Annotated in this window: 14 protein-coding genes and 1 pseudogene; 8 read left to right on the top strand and 7 right to left on the bottom strand. The window is 55.0% G+C overall.

Annotation, left to right across the window (positions count from 1 at the left end; all coding sequences use genetic code 11):
- The first annotated feature begins 92 nt into the window (after positions 1–92).
- The 7 genes from DTF_RS21950 (at position 93) to DTF_RS0104730 (ending at position 9,039) form a co-directional block, all read left to right on the top strand.
- On the top strand, positions 93–1,175 hold the full coding sequence (locus DTF_RS21950) for a YCF48-related protein (RefSeq protein ID WP_226989159.1): 1,083 nt from the start codon (positions 93–95) through the stop codon (positions 1,173–1,175).
- Positions 1,176–3,638 (top strand): RND family transporter, encoded by a 2,463-nt coding sequence (locus DTF_RS21945; protein WP_051360906.1) that lies wholly within the window; start codon positions 1,176–1,178, stop codon positions 3,636–3,638.
- Between the two features lie 10 nt (positions 3,639–3,648).
- A complete protein-coding gene (locus DTF_RS0104750) occupies positions 3,649–3,960 on the top strand; it encodes an EthD family reductase (RefSeq protein ID WP_027714387.1) in 312 nt (103 codons plus the stop codon).
- 71 nt (positions 3,961–4,031) lie between these two features.
- Positions 4,032–5,564, top strand: coding sequence for an FAD-binding oxidoreductase (locus DTF_RS21940; protein WP_051360904.1), 1,533 nt, complete (start codon positions 4,032–4,034; stop codon positions 5,562–5,564).
- Positions 5,565–5,621: 57 nt separating this feature from the next.
- A complete protein-coding gene (locus DTF_RS0104740) occupies positions 5,622–6,425 on the top strand; it encodes an SDR family NAD(P)-dependent oxidoreductase (protein WP_027714386.1) in 804 nt (267 codons plus the stop codon).
- A 61-nt stretch (positions 6,426–6,486) separates the two neighbouring features.
- The gene (locus DTF_RS0104735) at positions 6,487–7,677 is read left to right on the top strand and encodes a thiolase family protein (protein ID WP_027714385.1); all 1,191 of its coding nucleotides are present in this window, start codon (positions 6,487–6,489) and stop codon (positions 7,675–7,677) included.
- A gap of 141 nt (positions 7,678–7,818) precedes the next feature.
- On the top strand, positions 7,819–9,039 hold the full coding sequence (locus DTF_RS0104730) for an amino acid ABC transporter substrate-binding protein (RefSeq protein WP_027714384.1): 1,221 nt from the start codon (positions 7,819–7,821) through the stop codon (positions 9,037–9,039).
- A 15-nt stretch (positions 9,040–9,054) separates the two neighbouring features.
- On the opposite strand, the pseudogene DTF_RS25965 reads toward DTF_RS0104730, so the two are convergent.
- Positions 9,055–9,272: pseudogene (locus DTF_RS25965) on the bottom strand (GTP-binding protein EngB); the annotation flags it as partial.
- Between the two features lie 643 nt (positions 9,273–9,915).
- Between DTF_RS25965 and DTF_RS0104715 the strand changes: the two are divergent.
- Positions 9,916–10,140, top strand: coding sequence for a hypothetical protein (locus tag DTF_RS0104715; RefSeq protein WP_027714382.1), 225 nt, complete (start codon positions 9,916–9,918; stop codon positions 10,138–10,140).
- A 144-nt stretch (positions 10,141–10,284) separates the two neighbouring features.
- Here DTF_RS0104715 and DTF_RS0104710 read toward each other — a convergent pair whose 3' ends face one another.
- The 6 genes from DTF_RS0104710 to DTF_RS21925 form a co-directional block, all read right to left on the bottom strand.
- The gene (locus DTF_RS0104710) at positions 10,285–10,845 is read right to left on the bottom strand and encodes a plastocyanin/azurin family copper-binding protein (RefSeq protein WP_027714381.1); all 561 of its coding nucleotides are present in this window, start codon (positions 10,843–10,845) and stop codon (positions 10,285–10,287) included.
- A gap of 2 nt (positions 10,846–10,847) precedes the next feature.
- Positions 10,848–11,249 (bottom strand): hypothetical protein, encoded by a 402-nt coding sequence (locus DTF_RS0104705; RefSeq protein WP_027714380.1) that lies wholly within the window; start codon positions 11,247–11,249, stop codon positions 10,848–10,850.
- Between the two features lie 64 nt (positions 11,250–11,313).
- On the bottom strand, positions 11,314–12,018 hold the full coding sequence (locus tag DTF_RS0104700; protein ID WP_027714379.1) for an RNA polymerase sigma factor: 705 nt from the start codon (positions 12,016–12,018) through the stop codon (positions 11,314–11,316).
- A 216-nt stretch (positions 12,019–12,234) separates the two neighbouring features.
- Positions 12,235–12,693, bottom strand: a complete 459-nt coding sequence (locus DTF_RS21930; RefSeq protein ID WP_027714378.1) for a rod shape-determining protein — start codon at positions 12,691–12,693, stop codon at positions 12,235–12,237.
- Between the two features lie 44 nt (positions 12,694–12,737).
- Complete coding sequence (gene rnk / locus DTF_RS0104690) at positions 12,738–13,154, bottom strand: nucleoside diphosphate kinase regulator (RefSeq protein ID WP_027714377.1); 417 nt, start codon at positions 13,152–13,154, stop codon at positions 12,738–12,740.
- A gap of 120 nt (positions 13,155–13,274) precedes the next feature.
- Positions 13,275–13,892 carry a DUF2179 domain-containing protein gene (locus DTF_RS21925; RefSeq protein ID WP_081702794.1) on the bottom strand — a complete coding sequence of 206 codons (618 nt, stop codon included), beginning with the start codon at positions 13,890–13,892 and terminating at the stop codon, positions 13,275–13,277.
- Between the last annotated feature and the right edge of the window lie 72 nt (positions 13,893–13,964).

Raw genomic sequence — 13,964 nt, 5'->3', positions numbered from 1 at the left:
CGACTGCCGAGGAGCCTTCAGCTGACTTGTCCAGGCTAGTAAGAAGGTGAGGGACACCAAGATTGCTCCAACTCTTTTGAAAGAGGCCCTAAATGTACAGAAAGCTAGAGAAGATCGTTTTCCTCCTCGTCCTGCTGGGGCTGCTTCTCGCATCCTCGCAGCTCTGGGCGGAGAGCCTGTTGGCAAAGCCGGCGGACATAAGCCCGCGTGCAGGAAAGTCGGTGCTTTTATCTCTGGCGCAAGCCGGCGATCGGTTGGTAGCGGTTGGTGAGCGGGGTTTTGCACTGACTTCGGATGATCACGGTTTGACTTGGCACCAGGCCCAGGTGCCGGTCAGCGTAACATTGACCACCGTCTTTTTCGCCACACCTGAAAAAGGGTGGGCCGTCGGCCACGGCGGGGTAGTGTTGAACAGCGATGATGGCGGCCGCACCTGGAAAAAGCTCCTCGATGGGACCCAAGCGGCAGCCATCGAACTGGAGGCAGCTAAGCATGCCGATAACGCCGAGAGTCGCCAAAATGAACGTCGCGTGCGCAATGCCCAGTGGCTGGTCAATAGCGGACCGGACAAACCCTTCTTGTCGGTACATTTTTTCGACAGCCGCCGAGGGCTCATCGTGGGGGCCTATGGACTGATTTTCGCCACCGAGGACGGAGGAAAAAGCTGGCGCTCGTTGATGGGCAATGTGCCAAACCCTATGGGGCTGCACCTGTATGACATCTGCATTGTGGGCCGGGATGTCTATGTGGTGGGAGAGCAGGGCATCGTTTTCCGCGCCAGCGACGACTGGGAGCAGTTCGAGAAAATCGAGACCCCCTACAAGGGCAGCTTCTTCGGAATGCAGAGCAGCCTCAATGGAGACCTTCTTCTCTTCGGACTTCGTGGCCACGTGTTGCGCTCGAGCGATCGCGGCGAGAGCTGGCATTGGGTCGACATGCCTCAGCCAGTCACACTGACGGCCGGCACGCGCCTGGGCAACGGAGATTTGGTTCTTGTGAACGAGACCGGGGCCGTGCTGCGCAGCACGGATGATGGGAAACATTTCAACCCTGTTTCGGTCGAGAACGCCTCGTTATTTACAGATGTGCTCCAGAGCGCCGATGGAGCCCTTATCACTAGCGGCATTCGGGGAACCACGCGGATTGAGCTGCAAAACAACAGTGGGAACTCTTAAATGAAAAAGAAAAAGTCATCTCCTATGGCAGAGTATCCGGTGATTAGTGACATCTCGGATTTTGACAGAAACTCAGGCAATTTTCTCGAACGGTTGCTGTTTAAAAACCGATTGCTTGTCATCTCACTATGTCTGGTGGTGACAATTGTGCTGGGTTATTTCGCGCTCGGGCAGACACTTAATGCCGCCTTCGAGAAGATGATACCCACCAAGCATCCCTACATCGCCAACTTCCTGGAATACAAGGATCAGTTGGCCGGACTTGGCAACAATCTTCGGATTGCGGTCGAAACGACCCCCGAGGGAAACATCTTTACCAAGGAGTATTTGGATGTTGTCCGGCGATTGAATGACGAAATCTTTCTGCTCAAAGGCGTTGAACGGCCTTATATGAAGTCTATCTGGACCCCGGCGACACGTTGGATCGGTGTCACCGAGGACGGCTTCGATGGAGGGCCGGTCATACCCGACGATTACGATGGCTCATCCGAGAGCATCGATCAGGTGCGGCTCAATGTGGAACGCTCTGGCGAAATCGGCCAGCTGATTGCCGCCGATTACAGATCCAGTGTGATTCTTGTGCCGCTGATCGACCGGGACCCGCAGACCGGAGAACCGTTGGATTATCACGTTTTTTCACAGCAGATTGAGTCGTTGCGCGAGAAGTATGAAACTGACACCATCACGATTCACATTACAGGATTTGCCAAGGTAGTCGGTGATCTGATTGCCGGGCTGGAGCAGATGTTGCTGTTCTTTGGCCTGACGATTCTTATCTGTTCCGCGGTCCTCTATTGGTATACGCGCTGCGTGCGTTCCACGATTTTGGTGGTCATCTGCTCGTTCATCGCGGTGGTATGGCTGTTGGGATTGTTGCCCTTATTTGGGTATCAGCTGGATCCTTATTCGATCCTCGTTCCCTTCCTGGTCTTCGCCATCGGCATGAGCCATGGTGCACAGATGATGAACGGCATCATGCAGGAGATCGGCCGGGGGGCACACCGGGTAGTGTCTGCACGTTATACCTTCCGCAAGCTCTTTCTGACAGGAATAACCGCCCTTTTGACCGATGCCATCGGCTTTGCCGTGCTGATGGTAATTGCAATAAAAGTCATCCAAGATTTGGCTTTGATCGCAAGTGTGGGCGTGACCCTGCTGATCTTTACCAACCTGGTCCTGCTGCCGATTCTTCTCTCCTACATCGGGGTGGGGAAGAAGGCTACTCAGCGCAGCCATGAAGCGGCGCTCAGGGACAGCGCCGATGCGCAACACGCGCAGCACCCCATGTGGCGGTTCCTGAACCTATTTGCCAAGCCCGGCTGGGCCCATACCGCAGTGCTGGTGGCCGCAGTGCTCGGGGTGCTCGGATTTATGGTCAGCACCCAGGTGAAAATCGGCGACCTGGACCCCGGCGCCCCGGAGCTTTGGCCCGACTCGCGCTACAATCGCGACAATGCCTTCATGGTCGAGAACTATTCGGCCAGCAGTGATATGTATGTGGTTATGGTCAAGACCGACCAGTACGCCTGTGGTCAGTACGAGAACCTGATCAAGGTCGATGAGCTCGAGTGGCGGCTTCAGCAGCTTCCGGGGGTGGTCTCGACTACCTCTCTGGCAGCTCTGAGCAAGGTCTCCGCCGCCGGAATGAACGAGGGCAGTTTCAAATGGTACGGCATTCCGCCCAACCAGAATCTGCTCAACGCCATCATCACCCGTGCGCCGCGTGACCTGTTCAACCAGCCCTGCGACCTTTTGACCGTCTATGCCTACCTGACCGACCACAAGGCCAAGACGCTAGAGAGCGTGGTGCAGGCCGTGGAGGGCTTCGCCAGGGAGAACAACTCGGACTCTCTCCGCTTCATGTCCGCAGCGGGCAATGCAGGTATCGAGGCGGCCACCAATATCGTCGTTGAGCGGGCCAACACGCAGATGCTGGTGCTGGTCTACATCGCGGTGATCGTGCTCTCCTATATCGCTTTTCGCTCCGTTATCGCCGTCGTCTGCGCCATCTTGCCACTCATGTTGACCTCCGTATTGTGCCAGGCCCTGATGGTGTTTCTCGGCATCGGGGTGAAGGTGGCCACGCTGCCGGTTATCGCCCTGGGGGTCGGCATTGGCGTCGATTACGCCCTGTATGTCATGAGCGTGTTGCTGGCTCGAAGGCGCGAGGGTATGACCCTCTCGGAGGCCTATTACAATGCGCTGCTCGGCACGGGAAAGATGGTTGTCCTGACGGCCATCACCCTGGGAGCGGCCGTCTGCACCTGGGCCTTCTCTCCCATCAAATTCCAGGCCGATATGGGCCTGCTGCTGGGATTCATGTTTGTCTGGAATATGCTTGGCGCACTCATCCTGATGCCCGCTTTGGCCTACTTCCTCATGCCCCTAAAAGCTTCCGTAAGGATCCCTTCTACGCTGGTGAAAAAAGTCGGCGACAGTGCATGCGAATCCCGTTCGGAATAGGAGAAGAGAGATGATTGAAGTAATGATTCTTTACCCGAAAAGTGAGGGAAGCCGGTTCGACATGGATTATTACAGCAACCGCCACATTCCCATGGTCCGTGAAAAACTGGGGGCGGCATGCAAAGGTATCGCCGTAAAGAAGGGGTTAGGCGGACCGGAGCCCGGCTCCTCTCCTTCCTTTGTTGCTCTGGGTCATCTGCTGTTTGATTCACTGGAAGTATTTCAGGAGGCATTCGCACCTCATGCGGAGGCGTTTATGGCGGACATTCCCAACTACACAAACATTCAGCCGCTTGTACAGATAAACAGTGTGCAGATTTGATCCCGGAACCCATCAGGCCTCAAAGACAGGATGATGACCATTTTCAAGTTTAACTATCAAGGCGGAAAGTTATGGAACCGATAGACCAGGCATTGAAAAATATCGAGGAGGTAGTGGGGGGCGAATATATTCTCACCTCTCCGAAGGTGCTCAAGAAATATGCGCTCAACATGATTGCCTCCGGTAATATCTTGCCGGCTGCCGTCGTCAGACCGGCGAGTGTCGAAGAGATACAGGCCATCCTGAAAATCGTCAATGAGTACAGGGTCCCGATCTGGACATTGAGCTGTGGCCAGAACCATGGCTATGGCCTGGCGTGTGCGACCAAGCCAGGTATGGTGATACTGGAACTGAAGCGCATGAATCGGATTCTGGAGGTGAACGTTGATCTCGGTTATGCGCTTGTGGAGCCCGGCGTAACCTTCAGGCAGCTCTACCAGTACCTGCAGGACAACAACATTCCTCTCTGGATGGATGTGCCGAGCGCCAGCCCCGATGCCTCGTATCTGGGTAACATCACCGAACGGGGAGCGGGCTACACGCCGCTGGGGGAGAAGTTTCTGTTCAGTTGCGGGATGGAGGTTGTCCTGGCCAACGGGCAGGTGTTGCGCACCGGGACGGGGGCGCTGCCCGGGACGAAAACATGGCAGATTTTCAAGTGGGGCTATGGGCCCTACCTGGACGGACTCTTTACATCGTCCAATTTCGGCATTGTGACCAAGGCGGGTTTCTGGCTGATGCCGAAGCCCCCGGCATACGAACCGCTGGCGGTGGTCATGGAGGAGCCGGACGCAGTGTACCGGGCGGTGGAAGTGTTGCGACCGCTCAAGCTCAATATGGTGATTCCCAACGGCGCCTGTGTGACCCATGTCCGGAAAGCGCTGGGCCTTACGGCCTGCTGGGGCGAGAGCAAAAACATTCTACCCCGGGTGGGGAGGCGGTTCGACTATGATTCGGAAGTGCTCAAAGGGTTGAAAAAGGATTACAGCCTCGGGGAATGGAACTTCGCCGGCGCCCTCTACGGCCCGCCGGAGACGGTCCGGACGTATCGGAAAATAGTCGAAGAGGCGCTCACGAGGGCGATTCCCAAATGCCGCTTCCTCGACGCGGCAGAGCAGGCGGCCAGCCCCTATTGGCGGGCCCGAGAGAAAGCGATGAGGGGGGAACCCCTTGCCGAATTCGACATGTCCGGCTGGGTGGGGAAGGTCGGGGCGGAATGGATATCGCCGGTGGCCCCCGTAACCAACGAACATGTCCAGCGGCAGATTCGCATCGCCGAGGAAACCTATAGCAAGTATGGATTCCACTACGCAGCGGAACTGATTCTGGGAACTGGCCGCGACCTGCACCACATTATCTGGCTCCTGTTCGATCGCAATGACCTTGAGGAGCGTGGTCGCGCCGACCAATGTGTGCGGGAAATGTATGATCGGTATTGCGATGTGGGCTATCTCCCCTATCGGAGCAGCATCGATATGGGCGATCACCTGATGCGGAAGTTGGGGCACTTTCGAGACGTTTGTCACGATTTGAAGAGGGTGTTTGATCCGAACAACATTCTCTCGCCGGGAAAATCTGGCGTCGATCTGGAAGATCTGAAGTAGATATCGAGATCGCAATTGGTTTTGTCTCTAAACGGGCTTGTCATAAGGAGTGAATTTATGAGTATCGATCTGTCGGGCAAAGTAGCCTATGTATCGGGTGGCGCGGTTGGGATCGGCGCTTCGATAGCTCAGATCTTTGCGGAGCAGGGTGCTAACGTTGCGATCGGGGATGTACAGGTGGAGCGGGGGGAGGCGACGGCAGAACGGATTCGCGAACAGGGCGGCTCAGCGATTTTCATCCATCATGACGCCGCCGAAGAGCCGGGCTGGACCGCTGCCCTGGCCCTCACCATTGAGAAATTCGGCGGCCTCGACATCCTCGTCAACAACGCCGCCATCGAGCAGACCTGTATGATCGCCGATGTCGAACTCGCCGACATCCAGAAGCTAATCTCCATCAACGTCACGGGGATGATCCTAGGACACAAGCACGCCATTCGGGGCATGCGACCAGGAGGGGCCGCCGGAAAGGGGGGGAGCATCATCAATCTCTCATCCGTTTCGGGCTTGATCGGCACTCCGGGCTTGGGGGTCTATACGGCCTCAAAAGGGGCCGTGCGGCTTTTCAGCAAATCGGCGGCAGTAGAATGCGGCCGTCTCGGGTATGGCATCCGGGTAAATTCCATCTATCCCGGACTGGTGGAAACCGATATGGGAAACAAACTGGTGGACGATTTCGTAAAACTCGGCGTCTTCCCGGATCGTGACAATGCGTTACAGCAAATGCTGGCCGGCTATCCGATCGGCCGCATTGGGGTCCCCGTGGATATCGCGAATGCCGCTTTGTTTCTGGCATCCGACCTGTCGAGTTGGGTGACCGGCACGGAGATTGTCGTGGATGGCGGCATGACCGCCTGGTAACGGGGCCTTGTCCTACTGTAACCGGCAACAATAAATTCTGAATAGAAGGGGAGAACCACCAATGTTAACAAAAGCCTACATTCCGTACCGGGGGTACTACAGCACCCCGTTTGTGCGCTGGCAGGGGAGCCTTGCCAACGAGAACGCGATCGAGTTGGGAGCCGCCACCTCCAAGCGCTTTTTAGAGAGCAAGGGGTGGGAGCCGAAGGCCATCGACTACGTCCTTCTGGGCAGCACCGTTTACCAGAAGAGCTGGTTCTACGGCGGTCCCTGGGCCGCGGCGATGCTGGGGGCGGAGAACTCGCCCGGGGTGCTGCTCACACAGGCCTGCTCCACCGCCGCCTTGACCCTCTACCAAGCGGCCATGGGGGTGGAGACCGGCATGTTCTCCAACAGCTGGTGTCTGCTCGCCGACCGCTGCTCCAACGGCCCCCACGCCGTCTGGCCCAACCCCGCCGGCCCCGGCGGCAAGCCGGTCGCCGAGGACTGGTTCATGGACAACGTCCAGAAAGACCCCTGGGCGGGCGAATCCATGATCCGGACCGCCGAGAACGTCAGCCGGGAGTTCGGCATCACTCGGCAGGAGTGCGACGCCCTGACCCTTCGGCGCTACGAACAGTACCAGGGCGCCCTGGCAAACGATCGTGAGTTCCAGAAGCGCTACATGTTCCCCGTCGAGGTGCAGGTCTCAAAGAAGAAGAGCATATCCGTCGAGGCTGACGAGGGGGTTACCTCCACCACCGCCGAGGGGCTGGCCGGCCTCAAGCCGGTTCTGCCCGAAGGCGTGCACACCTTCGGCGCCCAGACCTTCCCCGCCGACGGAAATAGCGGCATCTCGGTCACCACCCGCGAGCGGGCCCGGGAGCTAAGTGCCGACCCGGGCATCGAGGTGCGCATCGTCTCCTACGGCTACGCCCGCACCAAAAAGGCACATATGGCTTCCGCCGTCGGCCCCTCGGCCAAGATGGCTCTGGAGAACGCCGGCATCCGGACGGACGATCTCGCCGTGGTCAAGACCCACAGCCCCTTTGCCGCCAACGACATCGCAATGTCCCGGCAGTTGGGACTGGATCTCAATGCTATGAACAACTATGGCTGCTCACTCATCTATGGCCATCCCCAAGCGCCTACCGGGGCACGGCTGATGATGGAGGGGATTGAGGAAGTGGCCTTGAAGGGCGGCGGGTATCTCCTTTTCGCCGGCTGTGCCGCTGGCGACACCGCTGCCTCCGTGGTCCTCAAGATTGGTTAGATGTCATGTCTTCCAAGGGACTCGGTGGCGAATCGCTGAACGAATGTTCTCAAGATGGGGTGACCTTTGGCAGATAGAACGAGTATTGTCAGAGCTGTCGAATCATGCCGAATAGGATTATGCAGGCTGAAGGGGGACTCCTTGATTATTTTTGCAGATCAATTCCGTTTGGGGATGGTGATCATAACCATTTGTATGGGAGTTTTTTACGAGCTGCCGGTCCAAGCAAGTCCGAGGAGCGAAATCGTTATAGGTACTCACCTGCCACTGACCGGCGAACGTTCCGGGGCGGGTCGGGAGCAACGATGGGCGTATCAGGAGGCGGTCAAGGACATCAACGCTTTGGGCGGAATTTTTGTAAAGGAATACGGAAAGAAACTGCCTGTCAGGCTAATTATCGAGGATGATAAATCGAATACGGACAATGTTGTACGAATCGTAGAGCGTCTGATCAAATTTAACAATGTGGATATGCTTCTTAGTGGATTTAGTGGGAATGAGAGTGTCATCCCAGCTTGTATTTCGGCAGAGCAGCACAAAAAGTATTATCATGCATCAATAGCTTTTATACCAACTTGGGTGCCTTATGAGTTTAAATGGTCCACGTTATTTTTCTTCGATATCGAGCAAAGCGTCTCAGTTCCTTTTCAATTGTGGAACAGTATGCCCGAGAATCAAAGGCCTAAAAAGCCAGCGGTCTATATGGAAGATACTTATGATGGGCGCCTATTTGCCGATCTTTTTCGAGCAGTTTCCCAACGATATGGCTATAGCTTCGCGTTTTTCGAAGTTTTGCCAGTGGGGGCAAATGATTACTCCGTACAAATAATGAAAGCCAAAGCCCTGGGGGTTGATGCAATCCTCTTTTTCTCTTCTGAAGAAGACAGCATAGCCTTTATTCGCCAAATGAAACAAAATGGTCTAAACGTCGGCTACTTGCATGGATGGAAAGGCTCTTGGGCTGGAAACTTCTGGAAAGAACTCGGAAAGGATGCCCAGTACATCCTCTGTGATGGATTCTGGTCCATGGATTTTCCCCTCCCTGGAGCAAAGGACCTTGGTGAACGGTATAGGAAAGAGTTCGGAGAATCTTCCGTTTCTGTAGGTTGCACCTATGCCCTGGCGCAGATTCTGTGGCAGGCTATCGAGAAGGCCGGAACCTTGGATGGTGAAAAAGTGCGTGAAGCGGTGGTGAATAAAAGGTTTGAAACCGTCATGGGCCCGGTAAAATACCATGCCGACGGTGTTGCCACCTTCGTGAGCACGGCCAATCAATGGATCGACGGTAAGCAGGAGCTTGTTTATCCATTTAAATGGGCGAAGACAACGGTCCATTTGGCCCCCCCCTGGACAGAGAGATAAAGAAGACTCAGCGGTTCACTCCGTCTTCCGATCCAGACTCCGATACTGAATCGCCTCGGCCAGATGCTCTTGCCTGATCTGCTCATATCCAATCAGATCGGCAATCGTTCTGGCCATTTGAGGATGCGTGAGTAGCTTCGGGCCGAAAGGCCCAGCCGATCGGTGGCCATCTCCAGCAGTTTATGCCCCTGAACATCGACCGGATAGAACTTTCGGATGTGGCGTGCAGCCATATCGATCATGACCGGCGTATAGGTGTAGGGCTCGTTAGGTATCCTAATCTGCCACAGAAACAGGGGTTCATGGCTGCCACCATCATTGACGATTCGAGAAGGTAAGGGCAATGGCGGAAAGTCTGATGGTGACTTGCAAGTCCTCCTCAAAGTTGTGGTGTAGCATTTCGCGCCGCAAGGAACTTCTTTTTGAACTCGTGAATTATTTTTCCTCCACAAGATTCTACGTGGTTTTTTCTTCGTCCGAAATATCACCGGTGCCGGAACACTTTCCCCGCAGTCTCGGTAATGGGACTTTTCAGACACGAAAAGGTGCCATTTTCATCCATGGGATGAAGTGGTCCTTTTTCGCAGGTCAGGATTTTGGAACCGCTCCCTTCAGACTGTCCCCGGCGTGGAAACCAAAGAAATAAGGAACTTGCACTTTCAGGCTTGAATTCTTTTATTGACGAATTTTCACAACTTCGCTATCAATAGTTTGACTGCGGGGGTACAAGAACCTGCCATCCCCTTCCGGCAGGTCTTTTTGTTCTCCCCGCAGACACCTGTGGTAAAACACAGGCCCTGCTGATGCGCCCCTGGGGATTGTCCTCAGGGGTTGCTTTTTATGTGCGGAGGTCTGGAGTGGTTACGGTGTCGCCGCATGAAGCATCTACTCAGCTATCAGATACTTATCCCTTTGGCACTGCTGCTTGGATTGGCTCCGTTTTACCCGCAGCCACACCTGGTCGAGAAGGTCAGCTTGTTGATGGATGGCAACCTGAAAAGACCGATCGATATTTTTGACCTCGCTTGGCACGCATGGCCTTTTGGTCTTTTAATTTACCGGATGGGCATCGATTTATGGAATAGAGGGAATAACGCCTGAAGACAACATTTAGAAACCGAAAGTTGACCACCTGTGATCACCGAATTTGCTCACCAGATCGAAGGGCCTTTTTCGCAATGCAGGATTTGTAAGAAAGGCCGGGGTTTCTCCGATAATTTCGGTTAACACAGTGTGGAACGATTTTTAAGACGTTTTGGCCATGTTGACCCTTCCCTTTTTCAGGATCGTTTCGACCGTGGGGAAATTCCGTAAGGCCGCCTCGGGGACTTTTCTCCACTGCGGATTCCCGTGGTCATCCGGATAGGGTTCAAAGGCGGGTAAATGACCCCCGTTTGACCTGGAAACGACAATCCGGCCTACCATGCCGGCAGCCTCATGGGGTGTGCAGTAATAATCGTGAATCCCTTCGATCGTTAACTGCACTTCAAAGCTGTCGCCGGGGTTCACCAGATAACCGGAGTCCCATGGGGAGGCGGCTGCGGGGATGCGCAGGGGATGTTGAGCATTGGCCGGATGATAGGCGGTGACGGTGTGCACGTTGTTCCCATCGTTCACCCATCTGACCCGCTGGCCCGGGCGGACCAGCAGGCCGATGGGGTCGAAGACGACATGGGAACCCGCCGGATCGCTGCGCATGAGGATCTCGATCACCTCACCTTCTTCGGCGCTCCAGCCAATTCGCCCGACGGCCAGGCCGGCCAGCCAGAGGCCGCCGGCCTGCAGAAGTCCTCTTCGGCTGATCATGGCTACTTCACCTTTGCCGTTTCGGGGCTGACGTGCCAGATGGTGACATGGTAATGGGGAACCTCCACCCCGGGATGGCCGGCGTTAAAGGTCAAATCCACCTTCTTGACCGTTTCGTTGCCTACCGCCAGGCCGGAGAATGCCTTATGCTGCTGCATATTTTCCATGGGAACCATGTAGATGGTGGCAACCAGCGTCCCGTCCCGGTCATAAGCGAGAAACGGGCCGACCGGCAGGGTCGCGGGCTGTACGTAGAGGGTACCCATCCCCGGCAGGAATTCCGGAAGGGCAACCAGGTCGCTGACTTTTTTATACGATGCATCCGGTGGCGCTTTGCTGCTCGCCGCCCAGGCCGGAGTGGCAAGGGCCAGGAGAACGACGCCAATCGTTAGCAGCTTTTTCATGAGGTACTCTCCTTTCTCGATGTTTGCCGTGGCCAGACGCTTCGCCCGTATTATGGACCTGGGCTCATTGCTGGCCACGGATGCCGAGCCGCCGGAGGACTCCGGCGACGATCCGGTCGCAGCGCTCCCCGGCGAAGGGGAAGGCTTCGCCGGCCGTCGCCTCCACCAGGCCGGCAAGGCTCTGTTGCAGTATTTTCCGCGCCCGGTGGTAGCGCGTCTTGACAGTGGCCGGTTCCACTTCCAGACAATCGGCGGTCTCCGCCACGGTCATCTCTTCCAGCCCGCGCAGAATGAAAACCAACCGGTAGGATTCAGGAAGGTCATCGATGGCTGATTCCAGCAACCGGCGGAATTCTCCCCGCGCAACGCTCTGTTCCGGGTTGGGTCCGGAAAAGGTCAGTTCCGCCATGGAATTCACCTCATTTGCTTGTTCCGGGTCGTCCAGCGAAAGGCTGTTTTTTGCGGAAGCTGCCCCCCGCAGGCGCCCCAGCGCCTCGTTGACGGTGATTTTGGCCAACCAGGCGGAAAAATAGCCATCCCCCTTAAATCGATCCAGTTTCTCATAGGCCCTCACGTAGGCCTCCTGGACGGCGTCTTCGGCCTCGGCCTCGTTGCGCAGAATCCCCCGGGCGATGCGGTAGAGGCGCCGGTTATGCCGACGCATGATCAACTCGAAGCTGGCGCCGTCCCCGTTGCGGACGCGGTCTACGACATCTTGGTCAGAAATCTCCTCGCCCGATGGTGCACCAATCCTCTCTGCCACGGCCATATCCAATTCCCCTTTCTTCGTCTTCACTACTTAGATGCGCCAAGGAGCCAAAAGGTTCCCAGGATGTTTTAACTGTACCCTCTTTTGCCCTTTTTACGTAATAACTGCTGATCCACCGGCCGATACCGAAACCTCCCTGATGCAGCAGGGTGCCGCAGCCAATCCTGGAAGCGTGTGAGTCAAGGATTTCGCCTCCGCGGATAACAGCACAATCAGTCACGCATCTCCCACATCCACAATCAACTGTGTGTAAGGGCTGGAAAAATCCATTCCGATACCGATGGCAGCCGCGAAAGGTTCGGAGACAATTTCCACACTGGCGGCATCTGCAGCGAACAAGGCTGCCATGAGCGTCTCCCGTTCTTCCTCCGCAGCATCAGTGGGGGAACCGACAATGACTCGGGGTCTGAGAAGGCCCAATTTTCTGACCCTGTTCAGATAGGGTCGAACGATTTCGGTTAGTTTTTGTGGATTAGCCACCACTCCATGTTGCAGGGGAGGTTCGGACATCAACATCGTTGGAATGACCACGACTCCGAATTTTGTTGTGGCCAAGCGAATAAACGCCGTGCCTACATCAATAGCCACCTCGTTGCGACAGGCAAATCGAGCTCTATGATTTTTCATATGCGAGTCCTTCATATCCTCTAAGGGATTGACTAAAAAACGAAGCATTGATTCGCCTCCAAAGCCACAGAAAAAAATCTATGGTTTTTTACCTACAAGTGATAATCGCCGGCCGCTTCAGGCTGGTAAATAATCTCCTCGATTTGGATGGTTTTGGTGCCAGCACGAACCTTCCATTCAATGATGTCCCCCACGGCATAACCGAGCAACGCCGTCCCGATTTGCGAGGTCACTGAAATTCGGCCTTCGGAAAAGTTCGCATTGTTGGGGAAAACCAAGGTCACAATCATCTCCTGATCGGAGTCCAAGTCTCGGAATCTGACCCGAGAGTTGATGGTGACTACATCGGGCGGTACCTCCCGTTGGGCGACGACTTTGGATTTATCAAGTTCTTCCTCAAGACTGGTTAAATCGTCCCGGTCACGAAAACCAGTCTTTTTCATACCATCGAGAAGTCCTTCAAGTTTTTCGAAATCTGGCTCAGTGATGTAAATCGTTCTTTCTTTCATGATAATTTCTCCATGTTTGAGATAAATGAAGTCTTAATGCATGTGTTCGACGTGTTCAAAAGTGGGATGACACGCCACACGAGTTTGTCGGTGATGGCCGAGCTCAGAAATAGAATTTGATTAAACGATCCGTTCCGATTTCATCTTATTGACAGATTGACAAAAACAACTGGAAACCTGTTTTCTCTCATGCTGAGGATGAATACGTACTGTCTCTTTGAAAAATCTGATGTCCTCTATGGTATAAAAAGCGTCGGGATGAAATTGTTTGATCAAATGGATAACCATGTCTAAGTCGCGTCTTTTGACAATAGTGAGAATAACCTTAACCGGCCCGGTTTCTCCCTTAGCTTCAACACTGGTGACGCCAAAACCTGCATTCCAAAGTGCCTTTGTCAGCGCTGGTGCTTCGCCGCAGGTAATGGTTTGAATGATGAGGTTGCCCACTGCAAGGCGCTCTTCCAATAGAAGTCCTACATAATTGCCGGCACTGAAACCAAGGGCGAAGGCGAAATAGGTCCCCCAGTTTGTCAAATGCTGCATGACTTGAGCGATGGCCAAGACCCAGATGAACGATTCGACGAAACCTAACGGAGCCGCCAGATACTTCAATCCCCGGGAGACGAAGGTGATGCGCAGGGTGCCGATGCTGACATCGAGGATGCGTGCAAAAAAAACCAGAAAAGGAACCACCAACATTGGCAGAAGCCCCTGTTCTGAAGCAGATGATGCGAACATTACGTACTCCTTGGAGACACAAATAAAAAGGCCACAGACTGGAAAAGTCTGTGGCCTGGCGAAACGGGTCTT

The sequence above is a fragment of the Desulfuromonas sp. TF genome, from assembly GCF_000472285.1.
Lineage (GTDB): Bacteria > Desulfobacterota > Desulfuromonadia > Desulfuromonadales > ATBO01 > ATBO01.
The sequence above is the reverse complement of the archived record's forward strand: the minus strand, read 5'-3'. Positions and strand labels throughout refer to the sequence as shown.

Excerpts from the sequence above, each read along its gene's own strand:
- DTF_RS21950 (WP_226989159.1), top strand. The coding sequence starts at position 93 with ATGTACAGAAAGCTAGAGAAGATCGTTTTCCTCCTCGTCCTGCTGGGG.
- rnk (WP_027714377.1), bottom strand. The coding sequence starts at position 13,154 with ATGAAAGAAAGAACGATTTACATCACTGAGCCAGATTTCGAAAAACTT.
- DTF_RS0104700 (WP_027714379.1), bottom strand. The coding sequence starts at position 12,018 with ATGGCCGTGGCAGAGAGGATTGGTGCACCATCGGGCGAGGAGATTTCT.
- DTF_RS0104740 (WP_027714386.1), top strand. The coding sequence starts at position 5,622 with ATGAGTATCGATCTGTCGGGCAAAGTAGCCTATGTATCGGGTGGCGCG.
- DTF_RS21930 (WP_027714378.1), bottom strand. The coding sequence starts at position 12,693 with ATGCTTCGTTTTTTAGTCAATCCCTTAGAGGATATGAAGGACTCGCAT.
- DTF_RS0104710 (WP_027714381.1), bottom strand. The coding sequence starts at position 10,845 with ATGATCAGCCGAAGAGGACTTCTGCAGGCCGGCGGCCTCTGGCTGGCC.
- DTF_RS21945 (WP_051360906.1), top strand. The coding sequence starts at position 1,176 with ATGAAAAAGAAAAAGTCATCTCCTATGGCAGAGTATCCGGTGATTAGT.
- DTF_RS0104735 (WP_027714385.1), top strand. The coding sequence starts at position 6,487 with ATGTTAACAAAAGCCTACATTCCGTACCGGGGGTACTACAGCACCCCG.
- DTF_RS0104715 (WP_027714382.1), top strand. The coding sequence starts at position 9,916 with ATGAAGCATCTACTCAGCTATCAGATACTTATCCCTTTGGCACTGCTG.
- DTF_RS0104705 (WP_027714380.1), bottom strand. The coding sequence starts at position 11,249 with ATGAAAAAGCTGCTAACGATTGGCGTCGTTCTCCTGGCCCTTGCCACT.
- DTF_RS21925 (WP_081702794.1), bottom strand. The coding sequence starts at position 13,892 with ATGTTCGCATCATCTGCTTCAGAACAGGGGCTTCTGCCAATGTTGGTG.
- DTF_RS0104750 (WP_027714387.1), top strand. The coding sequence starts at position 3,649 with ATGATTGAAGTAATGATTCTTTACCCGAAAAGTGAGGGAAGCCGGTTC.
- DTF_RS21940 (WP_051360904.1), top strand. The coding sequence starts at position 4,032 with ATGGAACCGATAGACCAGGCATTGAAAAATATCGAGGAGGTAGTGGGG.